General features: G+C 43.4%; 26 protein-coding genes and 1 riboswitch. Of the genes, 5 read left to right on the top strand and 21 right to left on the bottom strand.

Features of this window, described 5'->3' with window-relative positions:
- Positions 1-3: 3 nt before the first annotated feature.
- Positions 4-696 carry a heptaprenylglyceryl phosphate synthase gene (locus tag AWM68_RS13805; protein ID WP_066242848.1) on the bottom strand — a complete coding sequence of 231 codons (693 nt, stop codon included), beginning with the start codon at positions 694-696 and terminating at the stop codon, positions 4-6.
- Between the two features lie 160 nt (positions 697-856).
- On the opposite strand from AWM68_RS13805, the gene AWM68_RS13800 reads away from it, so the two are divergent.
- A complete protein-coding gene (locus AWM68_RS13800) occupies positions 857-1,390 on the top strand; it encodes a GNAT family N-acetyltransferase (RefSeq protein ID WP_156488422.1) in 534 nt (177 codons plus the stop codon).
- A 1-nt stretch (position 1,391) separates the two neighbouring features.
- Here AWM68_RS13800 and AWM68_RS13795 read toward each other — a convergent pair whose 3' ends face one another.
- The 5 genes from AWM68_RS13795 to AWM68_RS13775 form a co-directional block, all read right to left on the bottom strand.
- Positions 1,392-1,922, bottom strand: a complete 531-nt coding sequence (locus AWM68_RS13795; RefSeq protein WP_066242842.1) for an NAD(P)H-dependent oxidoreductase — start codon at positions 1,920-1,922, stop codon at positions 1,392-1,394.
- A gap of 83 nt (positions 1,923-2,005) precedes the next feature.
- Positions 2,006-2,428, bottom strand: a complete 423-nt coding sequence (locus AWM68_RS13790; RefSeq protein ID WP_066242837.1) for a MarR family winged helix-turn-helix transcriptional regulator — start codon at positions 2,426-2,428, stop codon at positions 2,006-2,008.
- Between the two features lie 473 nt (positions 2,429-2,901).
- Positions 2,902-3,207: a YerC/YecD family TrpR-related protein gene (locus AWM68_RS13785; RefSeq protein ID WP_066242834.1), complete on the bottom strand. Its 306-nt coding sequence runs from the start codon at positions 3,205-3,207 to the stop codon at positions 2,902-2,904.
- 17 nt (positions 3,208-3,224) lie between these two features.
- On the bottom strand, positions 3,225-4,253 hold the full coding sequence (locus AWM68_RS13780) for a DUF3048 domain-containing protein (protein ID WP_066242831.1): 1,029 nt from the start codon (positions 4,251-4,253) through the stop codon (positions 3,225-3,227).
- A gap of 49 nt (positions 4,254-4,302) precedes the next feature.
- Positions 4,303-6,051: an adenine deaminase C-terminal domain-containing protein gene (locus AWM68_RS13775; RefSeq protein WP_066242828.1), complete on the bottom strand. Its 1,749-nt coding sequence runs from the start codon at positions 6,049-6,051 to the stop codon at positions 4,303-4,305.
- Between the two features lie 90 nt (positions 6,052-6,141).
- On the opposite strand from AWM68_RS13775, the gene AWM68_RS13770 reads away from it, so the two are divergent.
- The 3 genes from AWM68_RS13770 (at position 6,142) to AWM68_RS22065 (ending at position 7,861) form a co-directional block, all read left to right on the top strand.
- Entirely contained in the window at positions 6,142-6,402 is a 261-nt protein-coding gene (locus AWM68_RS13770) for a YgaP family membrane protein (protein WP_066242825.1), read from the top strand.
- 17 nt (positions 6,403-6,419) lie between these two features.
- Positions 6,420-7,691 (top strand): MFS transporter, encoded by a 1,272-nt coding sequence (locus AWM68_RS13765; RefSeq protein ID WP_066242822.1) that lies wholly within the window; start codon positions 6,420-6,422, stop codon positions 7,689-7,691.
- A gap of 65 nt (positions 7,692-7,756) precedes the next feature.
- Positions 7,757-7,861 (top strand): EYxxD motif small membrane protein, encoded by a 105-nt coding sequence (locus AWM68_RS22065; RefSeq protein WP_331710051.1) that lies wholly within the window; start codon positions 7,757-7,759, stop codon positions 7,859-7,861.
- On the opposite strand, the gene purD is transcribed toward AWM68_RS22065, so the two are convergent.
- From purD to AWM68_RS13690, 15 genes are all read right to left on the bottom strand, one after another.
- Positions 7,839-9,107: a phosphoribosylamine--glycine ligase gene (gene purD, locus AWM68_RS13760; protein ID WP_066242820.1), complete on the bottom strand. Its 1,269-nt coding sequence runs from the start codon at positions 9,105-9,107 to the stop codon at positions 7,839-7,841. The genes AWM68_RS22065 and purD overlap by 23 nt on opposite strands.
- 5 nt (positions 9,108-9,112) lie before the next feature.
- Positions 9,113-9,244: a hypothetical protein gene (locus AWM68_RS22035; RefSeq protein WP_269446795.1), complete on the bottom strand. Its 132-nt coding sequence runs from the start codon at positions 9,242-9,244 to the stop codon at positions 9,113-9,115.
- A gap of 284 nt (positions 9,245-9,528) precedes the next feature.
- Complete coding sequence (purH, locus tag AWM68_RS13755; RefSeq protein WP_066242818.1) at positions 9,529-11,067, bottom strand: bifunctional phosphoribosylaminoimidazolecarboxamide formyltransferase/IMP cyclohydrolase; 1,539 nt, start codon at positions 11,065-11,067, stop codon at positions 9,529-9,531.
- Entirely contained in the window at positions 11,064-11,654 is a 591-nt protein-coding gene (purN, locus tag AWM68_RS13750; protein ID WP_066242815.1) for a phosphoribosylglycinamide formyltransferase, read from the bottom strand. Before purN ends, purH begins: the two co-directional genes overlap by 4 nt.
- Positions 11,651-12,691 carry a phosphoribosylformylglycinamidine cyclo-ligase gene (gene purM, locus AWM68_RS13745; protein ID WP_066242812.1) on the bottom strand — a complete coding sequence of 347 codons (1,041 nt, stop codon included), beginning with the start codon at positions 12,689-12,691 and terminating at the stop codon, positions 11,651-11,653. The genes purN and purM overlap by 4 nt, the downstream gene beginning before the upstream one ends.
- A gap of 14 nt (positions 12,692-12,705) precedes the next feature.
- Complete coding sequence (gene purF / locus AWM68_RS13740) at positions 12,706-14,124, bottom strand: amidophosphoribosyltransferase (RefSeq protein WP_066243348.1); 1,419 nt, start codon at positions 14,122-14,124, stop codon at positions 12,706-12,708.
- Positions 14,100-16,331, bottom strand: a complete 2,232-nt coding sequence (gene purL / locus AWM68_RS13735; RefSeq protein ID WP_066242808.1) for a phosphoribosylformylglycinamidine synthase subunit PurL — start codon at positions 16,329-16,331, stop codon at positions 14,100-14,102. Before purL ends, purF begins: the two co-directional genes overlap by 25 nt.
- On the bottom strand, positions 16,315-16,998 hold the full coding sequence (purQ, locus tag AWM68_RS13730; RefSeq protein WP_066242805.1) for a phosphoribosylformylglycinamidine synthase subunit PurQ: 684 nt from the start codon (positions 16,996-16,998) through the stop codon (positions 16,315-16,317). The genes purL and purQ overlap by 17 nt, the downstream gene beginning before the upstream one ends.
- On the bottom strand, positions 16,995-17,249 hold the full coding sequence (gene purS / locus AWM68_RS13725; protein ID WP_066242802.1) for a phosphoribosylformylglycinamidine synthase subunit PurS: 255 nt from the start codon (positions 17,247-17,249) through the stop codon (positions 16,995-16,997). The genes purQ and purS overlap by 4 nt, the downstream gene beginning before the upstream one ends.
- Complete coding sequence (gene purC, locus AWM68_RS13720; protein WP_066242798.1) at positions 17,237-17,959, bottom strand: phosphoribosylaminoimidazolesuccinocarboxamide synthase; 723 nt, start codon at positions 17,957-17,959, stop codon at positions 17,237-17,239. Before purC ends, purS begins: the two co-directional genes overlap by 13 nt.
- 465 nt (positions 17,960-18,424) lie before the next feature.
- The gene (purB, locus tag AWM68_RS13710) at positions 18,425-19,717 is read right to left on the bottom strand and encodes an adenylosuccinate lyase (RefSeq protein ID WP_066242792.1); all 1,293 of its coding nucleotides are present in this window, start codon (positions 19,715-19,717) and stop codon (positions 18,425-18,427) included.
- On the bottom strand, positions 19,714-20,868 hold the full coding sequence (gene purK, locus AWM68_RS13705) for a 5-(carboxyamino)imidazole ribonucleotide synthase (RefSeq protein WP_066242789.1): 1,155 nt from the start codon (positions 20,866-20,868) through the stop codon (positions 19,714-19,716). Before purK ends, purB begins: the two co-directional genes overlap by 4 nt.
- The gene (gene purE / locus AWM68_RS13700; RefSeq protein ID WP_066242786.1) at positions 20,861-21,346 is read right to left on the bottom strand and encodes a 5-(carboxyamino)imidazole ribonucleotide mutase; all 486 of its coding nucleotides are present in this window, start codon (positions 21,344-21,346) and stop codon (positions 20,861-20,863) included. Before purE ends, purK begins: the two co-directional genes overlap by 8 nt.
- Positions 21,347-21,452: 106 nt before the next feature.
- Positions 21,453-21,555: riboswitch (purine riboswitch) on the bottom strand.
- An 82-nt stretch (positions 21,556-21,637) separates the two neighbouring features.
- Positions 21,638-21,841, bottom strand: a complete 204-nt coding sequence (locus AWM68_RS13695; RefSeq protein ID WP_066242784.1) for an NETI motif-containing protein — start codon at positions 21,839-21,841, stop codon at positions 21,638-21,640.
- A 3-nt stretch (positions 21,842-21,844) separates the two neighbouring features.
- Positions 21,845-22,372, bottom strand: coding sequence for a DUF2179 domain-containing protein (locus AWM68_RS13690; RefSeq protein ID WP_066242783.1), 528 nt, complete (start codon positions 22,370-22,372; stop codon positions 21,845-21,847).
- 200 nt (positions 22,373-22,572) lie between these two features.
- On the opposite strand from AWM68_RS13690, the gene AWM68_RS13685 reads away from it, so the two are divergent.
- Complete coding sequence (locus tag AWM68_RS13685) at positions 22,573-23,427, top strand: manganese catalase family protein (protein ID WP_066242778.1); 855 nt, start codon at positions 22,573-22,575, stop codon at positions 23,425-23,427.
- The last annotated feature ends 911 nt before the right edge of the window (positions 23,428-24,338 follow it).

Raw genomic sequence — 24,338 nt, 5'->3', positions numbered from 1 at the left:
TTATCAACTTTTATCCTTAACTGCATGAACCGTTTCAATAGCTGCGTTTAGATCGTCATAGATGATGTTTCCGACAACTACCGTGTCAGCGTATTCTGCCATCTCACCCGCTTGCTCAGCTGATGTGATTCCGCCGCCATAATAGAGAACCGTATGTTCAAGCACGCGCTTAACTTTTTTTACAAGATCAACATCACCATACGTACCGCTGTATTCCAAATAAAAGATCGGAAGCTTAAACATTTTCTCGGCCAAGCGGGCATATGCTACAACATCATCTGCTGATAGACTCGCATCAGCATTCGAACGCTCAGCTGCCGTACAATCCGGGTTTAAGATGCAGTATCCTTCAGTAAGGATCTCGTCCCAGTTCATAATGTCACCGAATTCTTTTAACGCCTGCATGTGAAGACCTGTTATGAAGTTAGGATCCTTCGCATTTAATACAGTAGGTATATAGTAAAAATCGAATCCTGGTGTAAGTGATTCAATGTTGGAGACTTCAAGCACACAAGGAACCGCATATCTGCGTATGCGAGACATAAGGTCCAAAGTATTATCAAGCGTAACCCCAAGAGATCCGCCAACGATAACAGCATCTGTTCCGCTCTCACAAATCAATTCAAGGTCGCTGTCAGAGAGCTCTTTATCTGGGTCAAGCTTAAACACATGCTTCCATTTTTGATAATCAAACATTGTGTTCTTCCTTTCCTATTTAAAACAACCCGTGCCTGCTATTACAACAGGCCGATTCTGTACTTCTGCATTATATCAAAAATAAAGTTCTCACTCTATGATTCATCATGTGGAAAGATTGTGAAGTTCATACTCGTTTTTAGGAGGAATGCCTGTGCTTATGTGGCATATTGACGATGAAATCATGCTAAAGCAAGCAGACATTAAAGAATCAGCGAACATTTATAGACTGCTCGAGCATTCTCGGCGGCATCTTGGCCCGTGGATCAGCTGGGTGGATTATACACAGTCACAAAGTGAAATGAAACAGTTTATTAAAACAGTAAATAAAAAGATGAAAGAACAAACAGATGTAGTTCTGTTTATTTGGTATCGCGGACAAGTAGCAGGATCTGTCGCTTTGTATGATATAAAATGGCACAACCAGTCAGGCATGCTCGGTTATTGGGTCGGCGCAGGGTTTGAGGGGCACGGAATCGCTCAGCGTGCAGTAAGAGGAATGCTTATGTATGCGTATTATACGTTAATGCTGAACCGCATAGAGCTCAGGGCAGCCGTTCAAAATGAAAAAAGCATCAAGCTCGCCCACCGTCTAGGCTTTCAGGCAGAAGGCGTAGTCCGGCAGGCTGAATGGATTCGCGGAAACTGCCGCGACCAAGTCCAAATGAGCTTGATGAAAAATGAATTTAATTAAATTAGATTTCAGGATTTAAAACGTAAGAAACGTAATTCTTTGCGCTTTGTTGCACTGAATCCTCTGATGCGCGAATTGCACTATGAAATACGAATGGAGTAATGTAACGCGTTCCGATTAAATTAGAAGTCGCTTGAAAAGGACGCAGCAACTCACTAATCGTATAATGATTGTAGCCACCTGCTTGATAAGAGAAGTCTGGACCTCCCGTAGAAATGGCAATGACAAACTCTTTTCCGTGAAGGTTATCCCCGCCTGGACCATATGCCCATCCATATAAAAGCACTGCATCTTGCCATTCTTTTAATAGTGACGGTGAGCTGTACCAGTAGAACGGAAATTGAAGTACGATGCGATCGTGCTCAAAAAGCATGCGCTGTTCTTCTTCAACATTTACTTTTCCATCCGGATATAGATCATAAAGTTTGCGTACTGTTACATGCTCTTGCTTTTCGATTTCTTCAGCCCAGCGTTTGTTTACCGTTGATGTTTCAAGGTTTGGATGCGCGATGATAACTAGTGTTTTTTTCATTTGTAAGTCTCCTTTATGAAATAATTATTTAGTAGTAATTACATTTGGTTGTACAAACAACTATAACTGTAAAGAGAGCTCATTTAAGAATCGAGCTGCCCTGCTGCAAGATGCGTAGCTTTTGTTAGTGCTTTTCCTTCTTCTTCACCTAAAATATCCGAGTAGTTTCGGAATAAGTCCTTCCACGCTTTTTCGAGTTCTCTCTGGATCTCAGTGCCAGCTTCTGTTGGATGGATGTGAGACATCTTTCCTTGCACTTTGCGCTCTGCAAGTCCTTTAACGACAAGCTTATCTACAAAACGCGTAATCGTACTAGGTGTCATGTGAAGTTCCTCCGCCAGTTCCGATTGTGTAATTCCAGGCTTGTTGTTCACAAGCATCATCAGAAAACCATGTGTAGGAGATATCCCAGTCGGCCTAAACGATTCCTCTGCCATTTTCGTGATAACGCGAGATAGTTTGTTCACGGTAAAATATAAGCAGTTTTCTAGATACTTTTCGGGCATATGTAGCACCTCTTTTACGTTTTAATTGTTGTTTGTACATACAACTATAGTGTTTGTAGAGTAAGAAGTCAATAAAAATACAACGATCTGAACACTTTCCGCTAAAAAACAGCGTAAAAAAATATAAGCTGTAATGGTAGTTCAACTACAAGCAAATTAGGTAGCTTGGCTGATGCCAAGCTTAATTATCATTCGTTTAAGTAGCTTTACAGGGTTTGAAACTAGCGTATAGAGCTTGAATCCATAAATTTAAGTCGTGAATCAAAAAGTTTTGGCGTTGAATCCACGAGTTTTACTGTTCAATCCACGAGTTTCGGCCTTCAATCCACAAATTTGGGCCATTTAACCACGAGTCTACAATCCTCGACACCTATCGACACCGCGATCCAACCTTCCAAACAATACAGCACTTACACCAGTCAGTCACCGACCACCAAAACGAAAAAAAACCGCCCGCAGGCAGGTTTTTTTCATTATTTCGCTTCTTCCTCTTCATGAACGCGATCGAGCACCATTGCATAAGCGTCGTTTCCGAAATTCAAACAGCGTTTTACGCGTGAGATGGTTGCTGTGCTTGCTCCTGTTTCACTCTCGATCTTGTGATACGTCTTTCCTTCACGAAGCATGCGTGCAACTTCAAGTCTTTGCGCCAGAGATTGAATCTCGTTCATGGTACAAAGATCATCAAAAAAGCGATAGCATTCTTCCATATCCTTTAGCGATAGAACAGATTCAAACAGCTGATCTAGCGCTTTTCCTCGCAGTTTATCAATTTGCATGTAACATGCACTCCTTTTTATTGCATCTTAACCGAATCAGCCATACCAATGGGTACGATGTTGATCCATGTTTTACCCGGAACAAACGCTCCGCCGTCAGGAACGATCCTTCCGTTTTCGTTTTTCCACGAAATGTTTTGTGCGACACCATTCTGAATCAGAATAGCATCTCCGCCAGACGTTAAATTGATTTCTCGCCTGCCGGCATCATCAATTACCTTGTGCGCTGCTTCAACAATGAATACATTGCTGACTGTGATTGGCATTTCGGTCTCGCGGTCTATTGTCGGCTCATTGTTGCTGCTTCTCGCGTACGTCTTCTTTTTATCAGAGTACGTAAAACCTACCGTTTCTCCACCTTTATACGAAATCGTTACTTCATTGACTGATTTCCCCTCTATATCTGAAGCACTCTTACTCGTAAGAAACGGAAGCATGTCTAGATCATCAGATTCTTCAGCTCCAATTTTCTGCATCCCTTTTACGATATTTTCATAGGTGATGTAAGAATTGTGAGGTGCTTTTCTAAAGTCGGCCCGTTTAAAAAGACTGCCATCATAGTCCATTCCGTTCAATTGGTCGACTCTGCCGCTATAAAGAATCTCTTTTGCTTCTGGACTGAAGCCATGTGCTACGAATAACGAGTTATAGCCTTCTGAGAGTTCAATATAATAGTCTCTTGCACTCCGGACAGGACCAACCACGTCAGGCATCTCACTTTGGAAAATCGCTAGAAAACGAGTCAGTTCTCCCTCAGCTAATACTTCGTACACAATGTCTGCTTTATGAAGTCCTGATTGAGGTCTTGCTTTCCAGTGGTTGTTTACCATAACAGCAACCGCTCGGTGGTCGACCTCGTTATTTGTTCCTAATCCAGTCAGTGGAAAAACAGAAGTGTACGTTTCTTTTGGTTTATCTTTTTTTGAATCAGATGCTTCGGCTTTATCTACTTTACCGTCCTCTAGCACCTTATTCTTTGCGTCTTTACAGGCAGACAGCGTTAATACTGTGATGATCGCCATCAAGATGATGTACCACTTTTTCATTGGGCTCACTACCTTTGTATCGTATTATTTTGCCCAATCCTTTTCTATATTAACGCATAATCGAAGGAAAGAGTAACCCTTTCTTTTTAACATCGTAAATGCCTCTTTGCGTAATGCGGATGTATGGCAAGTGTGTAGAAGAAAAGAACAGAAGAGAATAGATCGGATCTTCGTACTGATACCCGCGTTCTCTTAGGGCATTTGTCAGTCTTTTTTCTTCTTGCACTAGTTCTTCTATACCAAGATTCGACATTCCTCCCGCTAAAGGAAGTTTTATTTCAGCAACGATCTCGCCTTTCTCAGCGAGTACGATGCCCCCGCCCACTTCTTTCAATCGCTCGAACGCCACTGCCATATCTTTTTTGCTCTTACCAATTATGAGCAAATCTCCGGTGTTGGAATAGGAGCTCGCAAAGCCATACAGATTTTTGGCAAATCCCTTTACGATGGTATTCGTTCTCCACTTTCCATCTTTATCGATCAGCATTAAGAAGCACTCATCCGATTCTTCGTTAATCTCTTCAGAAAAAGGATTGATCGATACATTATATGGCCGAGTGATGACACTATTGTACATTTCTATACCAACGAGCCCTGAAAACTGAAAATCCTCATCATGTAGATCCCATTCGATCTCTCTTTTTCGGATGCCGTGCCCTTCCCAATCAAACGCAAAATCTTTGTCATCACTAACATCTTCACCGTTTTGTTTCATCCATTTCCCTTTAGCCAAAACAGATACCGGAAGGGGATTTTTTGGATCATCCAAAATATTTAAATGCGCCACGCGCCCAGGAGCCACCATTCCAAAAAGGTGATCAAGTCCATAATATCTCGCCACATTATACGAAACCATCATATACGCATCAACTGGATCGATTCCTGCGTCGAGTGCGATCTCCAGCATTTTATCTGTTACACCTTCTTCATAAAATGCTGGAGTTGAACCGTCCGTTGTGAAAAAAATCCGTTCAAAGTTCGTGATGCCTTCTTCCTTCATCTGGCGCAAAAGTTTAGGCAAATCTGGACGAATCGAAGAATAGCGAAGCGATACTTGAAGCCCAGCGTTCAACCGGTCCATCACTTCTGTACCTGTCATCGCCTCGTGATCGCAATCTACCCCAAGCAAAGTCATTGCCGTTAACGTTTTCTCTGATGCACCCGGCAGATGGCCTTCGATCTTTTTACCCGCTTTCTTCGTCTTCAGCATCCAATGGAGAAGCGTATCATCACCTTGCAGCACACGCGGCCAGCTCGTTAATTCTCCGCCTTGAAGAACATAGGGGCTTTCAAGGAGCTGTCTTACCGATTTTTCAGAGAATTGATTCTCTTCTTCTAAAAGCTCGGTTTGTGCGTCATATCTGCACCACCAAAAGAAGTTAGACGGCATATCGTTCACATCTTCCATAAAAGAAAGCGCTTTCGAAATACTCATTTCAAAAAGCAGCATGAAGTTATCTGCTAAGAATACAGATGTACCGCGTTGCAATGCATATCGGGAGAGCGTCTGGGGATTATAAAGTTGAAACGGATGACAATGCGGTTCAATATATCCAGGCACAACAAACTTACCTTCCAGATCCGTAAATTCCGTTCCGGAGTCTTTTGCAGGCAGCTTATCGCCTACATAGACAATGCGGTCTTGAAGTATCCAAATATTAGCCTTTACCCATTTTTTTAAGGCTGTGTTTAAATAAACGGCGTTTGTTAAGACAAGTGACGGTGCCAATTCACCTTGAATGACAGCCACTTGTTTGCGCATTTGCGCTTTTGTCCAAAACGCGATGTGTTGGTTCATGTTGGATCACCTGTCTTCTCTGAAAATTTCGTTTTTTCAAGAATACCATATTCATCAAGCAAATTGGTGAAATTCGAAAGGAGTATCTTTATGAGACAAAATATTGGTTTAGTTAATAGCATGATTCGAATTATTGCCGGCTTAACATTGTTATCGGTATATACGGCAAAACTTACTCGCAAACCATACAAAGAATCGTACATCTTAATGATTTTAATGGCGGCGATGAAAGTAGCAGAAGGAATCGTCCGCTACTGCCCTATGACAGATCTGCTTCACAAAAGCAAAGAAATGAATGATATGGATCTAGGCAATATCGCAAAAGAAGGTTCACCTTTTAATCCTTCTTAAACGGAAGGAGGCACAATATGCCAACTCATTCTATTTTAAAAGGCAACAAGCCGCTTCTTAGCTTATTGGTTGTTGTCTTTATTACTCACCTAGGTTCTTATCTTGTTCTGCCTGTATTACCCATCCTATTAAAAGTAGAAACTGGCTTAACTGCGGCACAGATCGGGTTTACGCTAGCAGTTATCTCCGTTTTCATGCAGGTGGGAAGTGTGGTTGGCGGCGTATCCGCTGACCGTACTGGCAGGCGTTTTATCATTGCCTTAGGTGCTCTTATACGAGCCGGTGGTTTGATTGGTTTCGCCTATTTTTCAACATACTCTCTTATTCTGTTAACTGCTGCGGTTAGTGGTTTAGGGCTTGGTCTTAACGCCCCTTCAACGAAAGCATTCATCTCATCCCTCGTGAAAGCCGACATGAGGTCTACTGCATTTTCACTACGGGGTATTTTTGCAAATATCGGTATGGCCATTGCAGGATTAACCGTGTTTGCTTTGTTTACGAATAATTCGAGACTAATTTTTATTACGGCAGCTGTTATCTATTTAGGCGCGAGCATGATCAGCTGGTTCTTCTTACCGGCGGGCTGCGGGGATGAAAATTGCGGTGAGGTGAAATGGAATGAATACCGGCAAGCGTTAAAAAACATACCCTTTCTCATGTTTGTTATCGCAACGATCTTTGTTTGGGCACTTTACGTTCAGTTCGCTTTAGTGCTTCCGCTTCGAGCAGAAAATGTGCTAGCAAATGGAAAGGCTATCAGCATTATCTGGACCATTAATAGCATCACGGTTATCTTAGTGCAGACCCTTATTACCAAAAACATCATCCGAAACATCCACCCATTAACTGCAGTAGGTCTTGGAACGGTCTGCATCGGTTTATCACTTGGAAGTTTGTACTTTGCAAATACACTGTTTTTCTTCGTATTTGCCGGCCTAATCTTCATCACAGGTGAGATGCTGATCATGCCGACATTGGATACTTCTATTTCTCAGCTTGCAGCAGCGAAGTTTCTTGGGATGTTCTTTGGGTTAGCAAGTGTTTTTACTGGTATTGGTGAAGCGATCGGAAACTCTTTAGGAGGCAGGTTGTTTGAATTTGCTGATGGCGGTCAAAGTGCCGTACCTTATGTAACTTACGCTATAGCCGGTGTTGGAATCTTCGTTGGCATGCAGCTGTTGCGTCGCTGGAAACCATTGTCCATCATCCAGCCGCCTAAACTAACACCAACAGCAGCGCCAAATATTGATGCAGCAACATCACATCCTAATCCAATAGAAGAAGGCTGACAAACAAGCGGGTTTGAGGTCCGCTGTTAGTCAGCCAAAAATTAAAAAAGGAGGTCAAGAGAACCATGAGCTCAGAATACTTAATGGACACTGCATTTCTTTATATTTTGCTTATTGGCGGTATTGTCGCCATCTCGTATGTTTTTATTAAGAAGAAACGTGTGAAATAGCTTTAAACCCGATATCTTTTCGGTAAAATGATCCTTCGCACGTAATCTTCTTCATTTCGGCGTATACCTTTTCTTGTGCTTCACTTAGCGATTTTCCTTTAGAAGCAACTAATAGTATTCTGCCGCCATCTGTTTTTAGAGAATCACCTGCAGATTTCGTACCTGCATGAAATACGCTCGTTTCGTTCAGCATGTTTTGGAGTCCTTCGATCACTTCTGGTTCTGATGATGAGACAGGATATCCGTTAGATGCCAGAACAACGCCAAGTACGGATTCTTCAGACCATTGAAGTTCCGGATTATTGTTGTTTAACAGTGATAATAAAAGCTCCGCTAAATCGTTTTCTAGGCGAGGCAGGATAACCTGTGTTTCAGGATCACCAAAACGCGCGTTAAATTCGATCACCTTTGGACCTTCCTTTGTTAAAATCAAACCTGCATAAAGAATTCCAGTAAACGGTGTTCCTTCTTGTTTCATGGCAGAAACCGTTGGCTGTACAATTTCTTGAATCGCTTTTTGAACAGCGGATTCAGGAATTTGCGGTACAGGAGAATATGCCCCCATTCCCCCTGTGTTCGGACCTTTGTCACCATCATAGGCACGTTTATGATCTTGCGCAATTTCCATCGGCAGTACGATTTCATCATGTACGAATGACATTAATGAAAACTCTTCACCTTCAAGAAATTCTTCAACAACGACTTTTTCACTCGACGCGCCGAAGCGTTTGTCTACCATTAATTCGTAAAGTCCTTCTTCAGCTTCTTTTAATGTTGCAGCTACGATAACACCTTTACCCGCCGCAAGCCCGTCCGCTTTTAATACGATCGGAGCACCTTTTTCCCGCACATAAGAAAGTGCCATATCGTAATCCGTAAACGTTTCAGAAGACGCTGTTGGGATGCCGTACTTTTTCATGAGGTTTTTCGCAAACGATTTTGAGCCTTCGATCTGCGCAGCCTCTTTTGACGGACCAAAAATCACAAGACCTTCTTCTGTAAAACGGTTTACGATACCGTCTAGAAGAGGTACTTCAGGTCCAACGAAAGTCAATCCGATGGTGTTTGTTTTTGCAAAAGATACAAGCTCATCGATGTCGTTTTCTTTTATAGAAACACACGTTGCTTGTTCTGCCATGCCTGGATTTCCTGGTGCAGCAAACACTTGTGTAACACTCGGGCTGTTCGCAAACTTCCACACAAGTGCATGTTCACGTCCACCTTTTCCGATTACAAGAACGTTCATGGATGCTACCTCCTTTTTAAAATATCTAAAACAACTGCAGGATGCTCTTGAAAGCTGTTGATCTCCGTTACAGGTACTCGCTTTCCGCGGGGCAGACGGTGAGCCACATTCGTACGTTTCACGTATAAGTGTCTCACCTGCCCACCTGTCCCGCAGGAGTCTCGCACCTTTCACTCCATTCAACCCATCTTCGAAGAAAAGAAAAAGCTCTATTCTAAAATTTTTATACTTTTAAGGTGTTTTCTTTTCTTCTTCTAGCAAGTTGATTGTAGCGGAAGGTTGCCGACTCCTATGGGACGAGCGGTCAGGTGGAGACTCCTAACGGCGCAAAGCGGCAGGAGGCTCACCGTTCGCCCCATGGAAAGCGTGCAACCTGAAGCGGAAATCAACTACTTTCAGCTAAAGAACCTTCTGTAAAGAATTAATGCTTAAAGTGCCTTACACCCGTGAACACCATCGTTATGCCGTGTTCATCTGCTTTTTTGATCGAATCCTCGTCCTTAATTGATCCGCCTGGCTGGATGATCGCCGTTACACCAGCACGTGCCGCCGCTTCGACGGTGTCATCCATTGGGAAGAAAGCATCTGAGCCAAGTGCAGATCCTTTTGCACGATCGCCCGCTTGTTCGATAGCGATCTTAGCTGCTCCAACACGGTTCATCTGACCTGCCCCAACGCCTACTGTCATTTCATCTTTCGCTAAAACGATCGCGTTTGATTTCACATGCTTTACAACTTTCCAAGCAAGCTTCAGATCTTTCCACTCTTGTTCTGTCGGTTGACGCTTTGTAGGAATCGTTACATTTGCATCGTCTAATCCGAAAACATCTTCATCTTGTACGAGCATTCCGCCAGAAACGGTTGTTATTTTTTTCGCGATGCCATTTCCAGCAGTAAAATCTAATTTTAATAAACGGATGTTCTTCTTTTTCGTCAGAATCTCTAACGCCTCATCTGTAAACGATGGAGCAATAATGATTTCTAGGAAGATCTCGCTTAATTTCTGAGCTGTTTCGGCATCAATTTCAGTGTTAGCGGCAATGATACCTCCGAAGATTGAAACAGGGTCTGCTTCAAAAGCTCTTGTATAAGCTTCAAGAATGGTTGTGCCTGTTCCCACTCCACATGGATTCATATGCTTAACTGCAACAACAGCAGGGTCAGTGAATTCTTTTACGATAGAAAGAGCTGCATCCGCATCATTGATGTTGTTATAGGAGAGCTCTTTTCCATGAAGCTGTTCAGCGTCAGTTAAGGAAAGGGTTGAGCTCAAAGGTGTTGCATAAAAAGCTGCTTTTTGATGAGGGTTCTCACCATAACGAAGATCCTGTTTCTTTTCATATGTTACGGTGAAGGATTCAGGATGCTCTTCTTCAACTGCAGTTGTTAAATATTCAGCAATCAGCGCGTCATATGCTGCAGTATGACGGAATGTTTTCGCTGCAAGTCTGCGGCGTGTCTCTTCGCTCACAGCACCTGCACTTTCAAGTTCACTCGCGACCGTACTGTAATCTTTTGGATCTACAACAACCGTTACATAGGCATGGTTCTTTGCTGCAGAACGAAGCATACTCGGTCCGCCGATATCAATGTTTTCAATCGCATCAGAAAAAGTTGTTCCCTCTTTGGCGATCGTCTCTTTAAACGGATATAAGTTCACGACAACAAGATCAATCGGAGAAATCTCGTTTTCTTGCATCGCGGCTTTATGTGTATCATTGTCACGAACAGCTAGCAGGCCTCCGTGAATCTTAGGATGAAGTGTTTTTACACGTCCGTCCATGATCTCAGGAAAACCAGTCACTTCAGAAATACCGATTACAGGAATACCAGCTTCTTTTAACGCTTTTTTCGTTCCACCTGTAGAGATGATCTCTACACCGTGACTTGCTAGTTTTTCTGCAAAGGGAAGTAATCCTTCTTTGTTTGATACGGAAATGAGTGCTCGTTTAATCGTCATTGTACGATGCCTCCTACGATGTCTTTTTGTACTAGTTTATTAATGATGGCTGGGTACAATTGATGTTCTGCTTTCTGTATACGCTCCTGCAGCGTTGTCTCTGTATCTCCAGGCAAGACCGGAATCTTCACTTGTTCGATAATAGGTCCTGTGTCCATCCCACTGTCTACATAATGAACGGTCACACCTGTTTCTGCAACATTGGCTTCAAGCGCCTGTCCAACAGCATTCTTTCCAGGAAAAGCCGGCAGGTAGGAAGGGTGGATATTGACGATTCTGCCTTCATAAGCGCCTAATAGAACCTCTCCGATCAGTCGCATATAGCCTGCCAATACGATGAACTCCACCCCATACGCTTGCAGCTCACTTACGATTTCTTTTTCAAAATCAGCTTTTGATGCAAAGGTTTTTGGCAGGAACGTAAAAACAGGAATGCCATGCTTTCGTGCACGGTCCACTACTTTTGCTCCTGGTTTATCACACACTAAAAGTTGAATGTCTGCCTGAAGCTCTCCAGCAACAACCGCATCAACGATCGCTTGAAAGTTACTTCCGCTTCCAGAAGCAAATACAGCTATTTTTCTCATTCGATACTTCCTCCACCAAAGATCACACCTTCACCTTGTTTAACACGGCCGATGATATAAGGCTTTTCACCTGTTTCTTCTAAAAGACGGATGATCGGAAGCATATTTTCTTCTGAAACCGAAAGCACCATACCGATTCCCATGTTAAACGTCGTAAACATTTCTTTACGTGTCAGATTACCTTTTTCTTCAATCAGATCAAAAATTGCAGGAACCGGCCATGAACCATAATCGACTTCTGCTGCAAGACCTTCAGGAAGCATACGCGGAATGTTCTCGATAAAACCTCCGCCAGTAATATGTGCAACACCGTTTACTTCGAACTGGTTAAATACTTCAAGCAATGGTTTAACATAAATACGCGTCGGTGTTAAAAGCTCTTCACCAAGTGTCTTAGAGAAGCCCTCGATCTGCTCGTTCAAGTCAAGACCAGCGTCCTCTAATAAAACTTTACGAACAAGAGAAAAACCGTTTGAATGAAGACCGTTTGAAGCAAGTCCGATCAATACATCGTTCTCAGAGATTGAAGACCCGTTAATAAGCTTTGATTTTTCTGCAATCCCCACTGTAAATCCTGCAAGATCATACTCTTCACTGCTATACATGCCAGGCATTTCCGCCGTTTCACCGCCGATGAGTGCACAGCCTGCCTGCTCGCAGCCATCTGCGATTCCTTTTACAATCTGCTCAATCTTCTCAGGGAGAAGTGTGCCGCAAGCAATATAGTCCAGAAAATAAAGCGGCTCCGCTCCTTGCGCTACGATGTCGTTCACACACATTGCAACGGCATCAACACCAATCGTGTCATGCTTATCAGCAGCAAATGCGAGCATCAATTTTGTTCCTACACCATCTGTTCCTGAAACGAGCACAGGCTCTTTATGCGAGAAGCCTGATAGATCGAACATCGCACCAAAACTGCCTAGTCCTGCCAGCACTTCTGGACGCTTTGTTCTGAGCGCATGCTTCTTGATGCGATCGACCGCTTCATAACCTGCTTCGATGTTCACTCCTGCTTGCTTATATGCTTCTGCCATCGTCTTCTCCCCCTTTAAACAAGCTCTTTTTCATATGGTAAAACGGTATCCGGGTAAATTTCCGTTGGATATCGTCCTGTAAAACAAGCTAAACATTGTCCGCAGTTTGGCTCTTCATTGGAGCGCCCGATTCCTTCCATCAGCCCTTCAACTGAAATAAAAGATAAAGAATCAGCTCCGATAATCTCACGGATCTCATCAACCGAATGCTTAGATGCAATCAGTTCTGCACGCTCTGATGTATCGATGCCGTAATAGCACGGATGGGCGATCGGCGGTGCGGTAATCCGCACATGAACCTCTGTCGCGCCCGCGGCACGCAGCATTTTAACAATGCGACGGCTCGTCGTTCCACGTACGATCGAATCATCCACCATGACGACACGCTTGCCTTCTACGATCCCACGAACAGGTGAAAGCTTCATCTTCACACCAAGTTCGCGAAGCTCTTGAGAAGGCTGTATAAACGTTCGGCCAACATAGCGGTTTTTAATTAAACCTATTTCATATGGAATACCAGAAGCTTCTGCATAACCGATTGCGGCTGAAATACTAGAATCAGGAACACCTGTTACAACATCTGCTTCAATCGGAGCTTCTTCATACATCTTTTTCCCAAGGCTTTTACGAGCCGCATGAACGTTAATTCCTTCAATGTTGCTGTCTGGTCGTGAAAAATAAATATATTCCATCGAACACATCGAGCGCTGTACAGACGTTGAGAACGTATCAACCGTAAGACCGTCTTCGTTGATGATGAGAAGCTCTCCTGGCTGCACGTCACGCACGTATGTCGCGCCGACTACATCAAAAGCACACGTTTCAGAAGCGACAACATAAGCGTCACCAAGCATACCTAGTGATAATGGACGCAATCCGTTCGGATCGAGTGCTACCATCATCTCGTTTTCTGTCATCACTAAGAATGCATACGCGCCTTTTAGCATCGTTAATGCGTTTTGCACTTTCTCTTTTAGTGTAAAATAACCGCTCCGTTTGATCAGATGAGCAAGAACTTCTGTATCAGATGTTGTCTGAAAGATGCTTCCTTGCGATTCAAGCTGATGCTTTAACGCGTTCGCATTTACGAGATTACCGTTATGAGCAAGTGCAAGTGAACTCGTTTGGGAACGGAACAATAATGGCTGCACGTTCGCAAGTTCATTGCCGCCAGCCGTTGAATACCGGACATGGCCGATTGCACCATGTCCGATCAATCCTTCTAGTTCACCTTTGCTGAACACATCGTTTACTAAACCGCTTCCTTTATGAATGCGTAAACGCTCACCATCTGTTACAACGATTCCTGCTCCTTCTTGTCCGCGGTGCTGCAGGCTGTGCAGACCATAATACGTTAGCTGTGCGGCATCTGGGTGACCCCAGATCCCGAACACACCACACTCTTCGTTTAAGCCTTTGATGTCAGCAAGCATGGAATCGCTCCTTTCCAGGCGTCTTGCATCTCCTGGAGCGTACAGGATAACAGTTCTTCACCCTGCTCATTATCGATCGCTAGACCGCTCTCAGAACGAACAAAACCTATGATTTTTGCGTCTTTAACTAACTGTTGGAACTCATCTTGATGTTCTGGTTTTACAGTAACTAAGAAACGGGATTGAGATTCTCCGAATAGGCTTCCGATCGGCTCATCTGTCAGTGTAACGCTCGCTCCTACTTTACCGTCCATCACAGACTCAGCAAGTGCTACAGACAACCCGCCTTCTGCCACGTCATGAGCAGATGCGATCAATCCTTTTTGAATCGCTGATAATAGCTCACGCTGTCTTGTTTCTTCAACTTCAAGGTCGATGTGAGGCGCTTTACCGAAAATACGTCCCTCTTTCATCTTTTGAAGCTCACTTCCGCCAAATTCAAGCTTGCTTTCACCGATTAGATAGATGATGTCGCCTGCTTCTTTAAAGCTTTGAGTCACGATGTGCTTCGTGTCTTCGATCAAGCCAACCATACCGATTACTGGTGTCGGGTAAACCGCTACACCATTTGTTTCGTTATAAAGAGACACGTTTCCGCCGATTACTGGCGTTGCAAGCTTGTTGCATGCCGCACTCATACCGTCAGCTGATTTCTCAAGCTGCCAGAAGATCTCTGGCTTTTCAGGATTTCCGTAGTTTAAGCAATCTGTCACAGCAAGCGGCTGTGCACCAGAACATACGAGATTACGAGCTGCTTCAGCGACCGCAATCATGCCACCCACTTCAGGATCAAGGTATAGATAGCGAGAGTTACAGTCTGTTGTCATAGCAAGGGCTTTCTTTGTCCCTCTTATTCTTACAACTGCCGCGTCTGATCCAGGCGCTACAACCGTGTTCGTGCGCACCATGTAGTCATACTGGTTGTAAACCCACTCTTTGCTCGCGATTGTCGGCTGCTTCAACAATGACAGCAAAGTTGATTTGAAGCTAGTAATCTCTGGAATATAATCTTCTTGTGCTTGGAACTCGCCATAATAAGCTGGCTCTTTTGAAGGTTTATGGTAAACTGGCGCATCTTCTGCAAGTGCATCTACCGGTACATCTGCTACGATCTCACCTTGATGAGTGAGGCGCAGTACTTTTTCTTCGATTACCGTCCCAACCGTTACACAATCCAAGTCCCATTTTGCGAAGATCGCCTCCACTTCATGCTCTCGGCCTTTTTCAACGACTAAAAGCATGCGCTCTTGAGATTCAGAAAGCATCATTTCATAGGCTGTCATTCCCGTTTCACGCTGTGGAATCAGGTCAAGGTTCATTTCAATACCCATTCCTGCTTTACTCGCCATCTCTGCAGATGAACTTGTAAGACCTGCTGCACCCATGTCTTGGATTCCAACAAGTGCATCGCAATTGTGAATAAGCTCAAGGCACGCTTCCATAACAAGCTTTTCCATAAAAGGATCTCCAACTTGAACGGCTGGACGCTTCTCTTCTGATGCTTCAGATAGCTCTTCAGATGCAAACGTTGCACCGTGAATTCCGTCACGGCCCGTTTTCGCCCCAACGTACATGACAGAGTTTCCTGCACCTTTTGCTTGACCCTTTTTAATATCCTTATGATCGATCAGACCAACACACATCGCGTTAACGAGCGGATTGCCTTCATAGGAAGAATCGAATTGAACTTCCCCGCCAACAGTCGGAATTCCAATACAGTTGCCATAGCCTGCAATACCTGCTACCACTTGCTCGAACAAATATTTCACGCGTGGTGACTCTAGCTCCCCAAAACGAAGGGAGTTCAGCATCGCAATCGGACGTGCACCCATCGAGAAGACGTCACGAATGATCCCACCAACACCTGTTGCAGCTCCTTGGTAAGGCTCGATCGCTGAAGGATGGTTATGTGATTCGATCTTGAAAACAACCGCTTGACCGTCACCGATATCCACGATTCCAGCACCTTCACCAGGACCTTGAAGTACACGCTCACCCTTTGTCGGAAACTTGCTTAGAACAGGCTTTGAATTTTTGTAAGAACAGTGCTCACTCCACATAACAGAAAACAGTCCTGTTTCTGTCCAGTTAGGAGATCTGCCGATAATCTTTTCTACGAGTTCAAACTCTGAATCACTTAAACCCATTTCACGGTATAATTTTTGCTCTTTAATTTGTGAACTTGTTGGCTCATGTTGCAGCGACATAACGTTCCCTCCAGCTCTTCACAATAGATTGAAATAATTTAAGTCCATCTTTGCTTCCTAAAAGCTCATCAACCGCGCGTTCCGGATGCGGCATCATGCCAAGTACATTGCCTTCTTTATTTGTGATGCCAGCAATGTTTTCAACCGATCCGTTCGGATTATTTTTATACGTGAACACGATCTGATTGTTTGCCTTTAATTCTTCTAACGTCTCTTCATCGCAATAGTAATTGCCTTCACCATGTGCGACTGGAACGGAGATCACTTCTCCTTTTTCGTACTGAGATGTGAAGGTTGTCGCTGCGTTCTCAACGACAAGCTCTTCAGGCTGACAAATGAATTTTAATGATTCATTACGGCGCATCGCTCCTGGAAGAAGTCCTGTTTCCAGTAAGATTTGAAATCCGTTACAAACACCAAGAACTGGTTTTCCTTCACGTGCTGCTTTGACCACTTCTGTCATCACGTTCGAGAATTGTGCGATAGCGCCTGTACGAAGGTAATCTCCATAAGAGAAACCGCCAGGCAATAAAATACCGTCAAATTGATCTAAGTTCGTTGTATCATGCCATACGTACTCAACTTCTGCACCAAGCTCATCTTTTACCGCATGATACATATCTGTGTCACAGTTCGATCCTGGAAAAACGATTACAGCAAACTTCACTGTGCGACAACCTCCTCCACCTCGTATCGGTAGTCTTCAATAACCGGATTCGATAAAAGTTTAGAGCACATGTTCACGATTTTCTCATCTAGATCGTAGTTTCCTTTTTGAAGTGTTAACTCCAGATACTTACCAATACGTACATCTTCAACCTCAGACTGTCCCATTTTGTGAAGCGAGCTCATAACTGCCTTACCTTGTGGATCTAATACACTCTCTCTTAATGTTACATACACCTTTACTTTGTACATGATAGGCCTCCTAGACGTTGTAGTATTTTTTCATAAGCATCAGTTAAACTTCCTAATTCACGGCGGAATACATCTTTATCAAGTTTCTCGTTCGTCTCTGCATCCCATAATCGGCATGTGTCAGGCGAGATCTCGTCAGCGAGCATTAAGTGTCCGTTTGCATCTGTTCCGAACTCCAGCTTGAAATCTACGAGCTTTACGTTTTTCTGAGCAAAATAGGATGTTAACACTTCGTTGATCTGTATAGCTTGTTCTGTTATCTGATTGAGCTGTTCTTTCGACGCCAAATTCATGATATCGATGTGCTCTTCTGTAATAAGCGGATCTCCAAGATCATCGTTTTTGTAATAAAACTCGATGATTGTTCGTGGAAGGATCTGACCCTCAGGAATCCCGGTGCGTTTTGATAAGGAACCGGCAGCAATGTTGCGAACAACCACTTCTAAGGGGATGATGGTCACCTTTTTAACGAGCTGCTCTGTTTCGGATACTCGTTTTACAAAATGAGACTCAATGCCTTTTTCTTTCAAGAGTTCAAAAAGAATAGAAGAGATCTCGTTGTTCAGTCTGCCTTTTCCTGCGATTTCTGCTTTCTTTTCACCGTTGAATGCTGTTGCTGAGTCTTTGTAGCTTACCCAGACCACTTCTTCGTCTGTTGTGCGGTAGATGCGTTTTGCTTTTCCTTCGTACAGCTGCTCTAACTTCTCCATCCTGACCCCTCCGTTATGTGAAGATTACCAATATTCAATCTTTTAAAAAAGGCAAAGAGAAAGAGAGCTCGATATATCACTCTCTTTTTAGTTGAAGTCCTGCAAATAAGCTTGTTTAATCTTTGTAGCTTGAAAGAGGTTGATTTCTGCTCCAAGTACTCGCTTTCCGGGGGGCGTGCGGTGAGCCTCTTAGCGCTCTGCGCTGTTAAGAGTCTCACCTGTCCAGCTACAGCGGCTAGCCCCTCGAGGTCAAAAGTCAAACGGTCATGAAGGCAAAAAACGCCTTCTTAGCCCATTCGCCTTTTGCTTGTCGGGGCTGGACGAGCCGCTTTCGCTTTTCGGACTGCCCCGCTCGTCCCCCAGGAGTCTCGTACCTTCCACTACAATCAACTTTTCAGTGATGTTCAAACATAAAAGATTTACAACTAACCATTTATAAAAGCAATTCTTTTTATATAAAACCCTTTAAAGCCCTAATCTGTCGAAGATCGTGTCTACGTGTGACAGATGATAACTGTAATCAAAGCATTCAGAGATTTCTTCAGGTGTTAATTTTTCTGTGATTTTGTGTTCAGCTTCTACTAATGTTCTGAACTGAACGCCTTCTTCCCAAGCTTGCATCGCTTTTGGCTGTACCGTGTCGTATGCTTCCTCACGTGCCATGCCTTTGTCGATCAGTTTAAGCAGAACGCGCTGCGAGTAGATTAATCCATATGTGCGCTCCATGTTGCGCTTCATGTTTTCTGGGAACACAGTTAAGTTCTTGATGATGTTTCCGAAACGGTTCAGCATGTAGTTCAATGCGATCGTTGCATCTGGTAAGATCACGCGTTCAGCAGATGAATGGGAGATGTCACGCTCATGCCAAAGTGATACGTTCTCATAAGCTGTCATCATATATCCGCGGATTACACGCGCCAATCCTGTCATGTTCTCAGATCCGATCGGGTTGCGTTTATGCGGCATTGCAGACGATCCTTTTTGACCTTTTGCAAAGAACTCTTCCACTTCACGCGTCTCACTCTTTTGAAGTCCGCGCACTTCTGTAGCAAACTTCTCGATGCTTGTTGCGATGAGTGCCAACGTTGACATGTAGTGTGCGTGACGGTCACGCTGCAAGGTTTGTGTGGAGATCGGTGCAGCTTCAAGTCCAAGCTTTTCACACACATATTTTTCAACAAAAGGATCAATGTTTGCATACGTTCCTACCGCTCCAGAAATCTTTCCGAAACGAACCGTATCAGCCGCTTGCTTGAAGCGTTCTACGTTACGCTTCATCTCTTCGTGCCAAAGAGCAAGCTTTAAACCGAACGTTGTTGGCTCAGCATGAACCCCGTGCGTACGTCCCATCATAACTGTATATTTATGTTCCTTCGCTTTTTCTGCAAGAATCTCAACGAAACGATCAAGGTCTTTCGCTAAAATATCGTTTGCCTGCTTTAAAAGGTAAGAAAGTGCTGTATCCACTACATCAGTAGAAGTAAGGCCGTAATGCACCCATTTGCGCTCTTCACCAAGTGTTTCAGATACCGCTCTAGTGAACGCAACAACATCGTGGCGTGTTTCTTCTTCAATCTCTAGAATTCGGTTGATATCAAATGACGCATTTTGGCGAAGCTTCTTCACGTCTTCTTTTGGAATGTCGCCTAGCTCTGCCCAAGCTTCACATGCTAGGATCTCTACTTCAAGCCACGCTTGGTATTTGTTTTCGTCCGTCCAAATCGCTCCCATTTCAGGGCGTGTATAGCGTTCAATCATTGTGTTACCTCCGTTTTGTTATCACTTAAAAATAGTGCAGACACTCTTTCTGCTTTTTCTAGTGCCTGTTCAATGGTATCACCTAAAACCGTGATATGCCCCATCTTTCGTTTCGCTTTCGCTTCTTTCTTACCGTACAGATGAAGTTTCGCTTCTCCTAAATTTCCTATCTCACGTAACACAGTCTCATGATGTTCCCCTAGTATGTTGATCATCACGGCTGGTTTTATTAATTCCGTATTGCCAAGCGGCCAGTTACACACTGCGCGCACATGCTGGTCGAACTGTGATGTCTCACACGCTTCGATTGTGTAGTGCCCCGAGTTATGCGGACGCGGCGCGAGTTCGTTCACATAAATCGTACCGTCTTTTGCCGCGAACATCTCTACGGCAAGCGTACCAACAAGCTCAAGTTCCGTTGCGATTGACCCCGCTAGGAGCTTTGCTTGATCCACTGTTTCTTTTGTGATGCGTGCTGGTGCAATCGTTTTATGCAGAATATTCTCTTTGTGTATATTCTCTGCGATTGGGAACGATTTAACCTCACCGCTCACACTTCTCGTGATAATCACAGATATTTCTTTTTCAAAGTCAACCCAAGCTTCCAGCACACAATCTGTCTCTTTCTCTAAAAGTGCTGCTGCAATCTCATGTTCGCTTTCTTGCTTGATCACAAACTGTCCTTTGCCGTCGTAACCGCCTCTGCACGTTTTGAGAACACAAGGATAACCCAACTCTTCCACCGCAGTTTCTAACGAATGAAAATCGTTCACTGGTCGATAAGGAGCTACAGGTACACCCGCTTTTTGAAGCGTTTCTTTCTCTCTTAAACGGTGCTGGGTGACAGCAAGAAGACGGCTTCCCTGCGGTAAGTTCGCGTTCTCTTCAAGCCATTTTGCACTCACTGCATCTATGTTTTCAAACTCGTATGTGACTACATCACTTTGTTCTGCAAGCTTTTTAATGCCTTCTCTGTCGTTATATGCTGCGATGATCTGTTGATCTGCGACTTGACCGCATGGTGAATTTTCACCTGGCTCTAACACAACGACTTGTAAGCCCATTTCTCTTGCACTTAAAGCCATCATACGGCCGAGCTGTCCTCCGCCTAATATTCCGATTGTTTGTTGTGGTCGTATTGTTTTATACAAGCTGCTCACTACTTTCAATCGCCATTTGTTGTGCTGATGCACGGCGTTGTTTTAATCGCTGTTTTACCCCTTCATCATGTACCGCTACCATCTGCGCAGCTAATAGTCCTGCATTTGCTGCACCGGCTTTGCCAATGGCAACGGTCGCAACTGGGACACCTTTTGGCATCTGAACGATGGATAACAGTGAATCCATGCCGTTCAGCGCTTTTGACTGAACCGGAACACCGATTACAGGCAGAATTGTTTTCGCTGCAACCATACCCGGCAAGTGAGCTGCACCGCCAGCACCAGCAATGATTACTTCAATGCCTCTTTGTTCCGCCTCTTCAGCGTACTGGAACATAAGATCTGGTGTACGATGCGCAGAAACCACCTTTTTTTCGTAGGCTACATCAAGTTCATCTAATATGTCACACGCTTCTTTCATTGTTTCCCAATCTGAAACACTTCCCATGATCACGCCAACTTTAGCCATGGCAGCCTCCTTATTGTCAGAAAAAATAAAAAAGTCCAGTTAGTATGCTTCTCCCTAAATATGAGAGAAAGCAGCCAACTGGACATACATATCCGATAAAAATAGACAGAAAGATGCTTTCCCTCATAGTCTGATGAAATAACGGTCATCAGGTAGAGACTTACGGGCCATATTCCCGAAATTATATGAGGGCTTTATTCTTCTGATTTTATTGTAGCAATGGATGTTTTGTTTTGTCAACAAAAATCGAACATTATGTATAATAAAATAGTTAATGTTCGTGTTTTGCTCTTATTTAATCCGTTTACCTTCAAAAACGATTCGTTGTTCTTTAACTTCTGGTTCCATTCTTCCGTTGCGCTTCACTTCATGAAAAACAGGCTCTTCCATACGGCGTACTGGTGTATAACCCTCATTGGCCATACGATCCAGACAATCGGAAATGGTTTCCCCTGCTTCAACAGAAAACTTCTTCTTAGAAGGCTTCTTATCCATCTGTTACCTCCTGATGCCCTTGACCCAAAACCCGCCATGAAACGCTTTCGGTTCATGTGAAATAATAAACGCCTTTGGATCTAAATCTTTAACGGTGTTATATAGGTTCATTTCAGATTTTCGCGATGTTAAGATCTCCATCATCAAACGCTGTCCTTCACGACCTTCTGCAAGCCAGTTTGTAACTCCATACCCTTTGTTGCGAAGCTCGTTCGGCAATCCGCCTGCAAGATCAGTTGTAATAACGTTAACCGTAGTATATCCAAGTGCAAGCTTTTCTTCAATCTTCATTCCGACTAAAACACCGATTCCATACCCAACCGCATACGCAATTAGATTTTGAATCTCGTTTAAGTTATCCAAAACAAGCCCAAGGCCTACCACATAGATGATAACCTCGAACACACTAATAAAAGCAGCCAAGTACCTTTGTCCTTTAAGCGTCAGGATCATCCTGATCGTAAAGAACGAAACGTACACAATATTGATCAATAAGATAATCCCAACCATAACAAATGCGTTATCTAACATGATGGAAAGCCTCCCCAGGTGAAAAATACTTCGTTAAGAATAACACTTTTTGGACAAGTTGGAAACCTGAAGAATTTTCCCTTTTTCCATGGTGAATCCCATCTGGGGTTTGTTATCCTGCCAAATGATAACTGGATAAAACCTTTCACTCTGCTAAAACCTATTAAATGTATTGAATTTTACTGAAAGAAGGTTACAACATGTATTTTTACAGAGAAGATTTAATCAATTTAATACAACCCGACAAGCCAGATCCCGAGGCTGCAAAAGTCCTTCAAGAAGCTCTTGGCGGACAATTTGGTGAAATGCGTACAATGATGCAGTTCTCTTTCCAAAGTGCTAATTATCGCGGAAAAGATAAAAAATACCGCGATTTAATCCGTGGCATCTTTTTAGAGGAATTAAGCCACGTAGAACTGGTTCAAAGTACGATTAACCAATTATTAAATGGCTCAGGAGATGGCGGGGCAGGAAATACAAGCCCAGACGGCGCACCTTTAGATGATCCAGTTAAGACGGGTAACCCGCATCACTATATCATGGGCGCACAAGCATCGCTCCCTGTTGATGCAGGAGGTAATCCATGGAATGGTTCTTGGGTGTATGCACACGGCAACCTTGTTGCGGATCTTTTAAATAACGTGGTTTTGGAATCAACAGGTGTTCTTCAAAAATCTAGGATCTACGAGATGAGCTCAAACAAAACTTTGCGTGAAACGATTGCTTTCTTGATTGTTCGTGACAACGCGCATCAGAATGCCTTTGCAAAAGCTCTAGAAACATTAGGTGTGGATTGGGGCAAAATTTTCCCTATACCTAATTACGATCTAAATAAATACCCGGAATGTAAGAAGTATGTAGATATGGGCTTTCATAACGCCCAGTTCAACTTTAGGCTGGATGACACATTGATCGGAGAAGTCTTCCAAGGAGAGTCCCCAAGCCGTGACGGCGGTACGCTCCAAGTGGTACCTCCACCAAAAGGGTATCCAGTTCCAACTATGCCAGATATGCCAAATGAGCATAGTCCAGGCTTGAGTGACCTGAATAACTAGTGATTTAGGATATAAAAAAGGTAAATGAAGCAGGCGGAAGGCGGTATGTTCTAAAGGTTCTCTTTTGAGGGAGAGTTCTTTTGAGGGAGAATGTACAAGCCAAATTCCATAACAATTAGCACTATAAAACGCAATGGGTATTCGTTGCGTTTTTTATTGCTTTGCAAAAGATTTTTTAAAAAAACACCACTTTTATTACCTTAATTATCACCCTATTTCGTACATATTTTCGCAAATTGCCGTTAACTATTGTCATGCTGCGAGTTGGTATGCAATTCACTGGTAATTAACCTGTCATTATTAGTTGAAAAGAACAATTTTAAGTTATTGAGCGAAAACAGCTGTGTTGTGAGCGGAAATGGCAAGTTTGTGAGCGAAACAGGCCCCTGACTGAGCGAAAACCCCATTCAATTGAGCGAAAGTGTAATAAATAAAAGAACATGTACCGTAAAACAGGATGTTGTAGTAATTTCTATAATCGGGTGCTTTAAGTGAATAAGAATAATAAGAAATCACCAGACAAAAATCTGTCTTTCTAAAATCAGTTACATATCTAGTTATAATGCTATCCTTTAGTAATATTCCGCCTTCTCTTTGTTTATAGTCGATTTTGATAGGTTCAGCTAGTTGGTATTGTTAAGAACCCTACCTAGCATTTTGATGGAAGTAGCTGCAGCTAATGAGGCATTTAAAATAGGATTAAGTTTTTTAGGAGGACGAGCAGTAATATGAAGGCTTTTCTGATTGTATGAAAGTCATTCTGCTGCTTATTACGTTATAAAAGCGATTCGAGTAAGTCTAATAAATAAGTATTTCATTTTTATTTTTTAAAACACAAAAAAAGATGGAACGAACATAAAGTTCGTCCCACCTTCTTTGCCTAGCGACGTCCTACTCTAACAGGGGGAGAC

It is taken from the genome of Fictibacillus phosphorivorans, assembly GCF_001619875.1.
Lineage (GTDB): Bacteria > Bacillota > Bacilli > Bacillales > Fictibacillaceae > Fictibacillus > Fictibacillus phosphorivorans_B.
This window is presented reverse-complemented; position numbering and strand designations above follow the sequence as displayed.

Coding starts and splice junctions, on each gene's coding strand:
- AWM68_RS13805 (WP_066242848.1), bottom strand. CDS start 696: ATGTTTGATTATCAAAAATGGAAGCATGTGTTTAAGCTTGACCCAGAT.
- AWM68_RS13800 (WP_156488422.1), top strand. CDS start 857: ATGTGGCATATTGACGATGAAATCATGCTAAAGCAAGCAGACATTAAA.
- AWM68_RS13795 (WP_066242842.1), bottom strand. CDS start 1,922: ATGAAAAAAACACTAGTTATCATCGCGCATCCAAACCTTGAAACATCA.
- AWM68_RS13790 (WP_066242837.1), bottom strand. CDS start 2,428: ATGCCCGAAAAGTATCTAGAAAACTGCTTATATTTTACCGTGAACAAA.
- AWM68_RS13785 (WP_066242834.1), bottom strand. CDS start 3,207: ATGCAAATTGATAAACTGCGAGGAAAAGCGCTAGATCAGCTGTTTGAA.
- AWM68_RS13780 (WP_066242831.1), bottom strand. CDS start 4,253: ATGAAAAAGTGGTACATCATCTTGATGGCGATCATCACAGTATTAACG.
- AWM68_RS13775 (WP_066242828.1), bottom strand. CDS start 6,051: ATGAACCAACACATCGCGTTTTGGACAAAAGCGCAAATGCGCAAACAA.
- AWM68_RS13770 (WP_066242825.1), top strand. CDS start 6,142: ATGAGACAAAATATTGGTTTAGTTAATAGCATGATTCGAATTATTGCC.
- AWM68_RS13765 (WP_066242822.1), top strand. CDS start 6,420: ATGCCAACTCATTCTATTTTAAAAGGCAACAAGCCGCTTCTTAGCTTA.
- AWM68_RS22065 (WP_331710051.1), top strand. CDS start 7,757: ATGAGCTCAGAATACTTAATGGACACTGCATTTCTTTATATTTTGCTT.
- purD (WP_066242820.1), bottom strand. CDS start 9,107: ATGAACGTTCTTGTAATCGGAAAAGGTGGACGTGAACATGCACTTGTG.
- purH (WP_066242818.1), bottom strand. CDS start 11,067: ATGACGATTAAACGAGCACTCATTTCCGTATCAAACAAAGAAGGATTA.
- purN (WP_066242815.1), bottom strand. CDS start 11,654: ATGAGAAAAATAGCTGTATTTGCTTCTGGAAGCGGAAGTAACTTTCAA.
- purM (WP_066242812.1), bottom strand. CDS start 12,691: ATGGCAGAAGCATATAAGCAAGCAGGAGTGAACATCGAAGCAGGTTAT.
- purF (WP_066243348.1), bottom strand. CDS start 14,124: ATGCTTGCTGACATCAAAGGCTTAAACGAAGAGTGTGGTGTGTTCGGG.
- purL (WP_066242808.1), bottom strand. CDS start 16,331: ATGTCGCTGCAACATGAGCCAACAAGTTCACAAATTAAAGAGCAAAAA.
- purS (WP_066242802.1), bottom strand. CDS start 17,249: ATGTACAAAGTAAAGGTGTATGTAACATTAAGAGAGAGTGTATTAGAT.
- purC (WP_066242798.1), bottom strand. CDS start 17,959: ATGGAGAAGTTAGAGCAGCTGTACGAAGGAAAAGCAAAACGCATCTAC.
- purB (WP_066242792.1), bottom strand. CDS start 19,717: ATGATTGAACGCTATACACGCCCTGAAATGGGAGCGATTTGGACGGAC.
- purE (WP_066242786.1), bottom strand. CDS start 21,346: ATGGCTAAAGTTGGCGTGATCATGGGAAGTGTTTCAGATTGGGAAACA.
- AWM68_RS13695 (WP_066242784.1), bottom strand. CDS start 21,841: ATGGATAAGAAGCCTTCTAAGAAGAAGTTTTCTGTTGAAGCAGGGGAA.
- AWM68_RS13690 (WP_066242783.1), bottom strand. CDS start 22,372: ATGTTAGATAACGCATTTGTTATGGTTGGGATTATCTTATTGATCAAT.
- AWM68_RS13685 (WP_066242778.1), top strand. CDS start 22,573: ATGTATTTTTACAGAGAAGATTTAATCAATTTAATACAACCCGACAAG.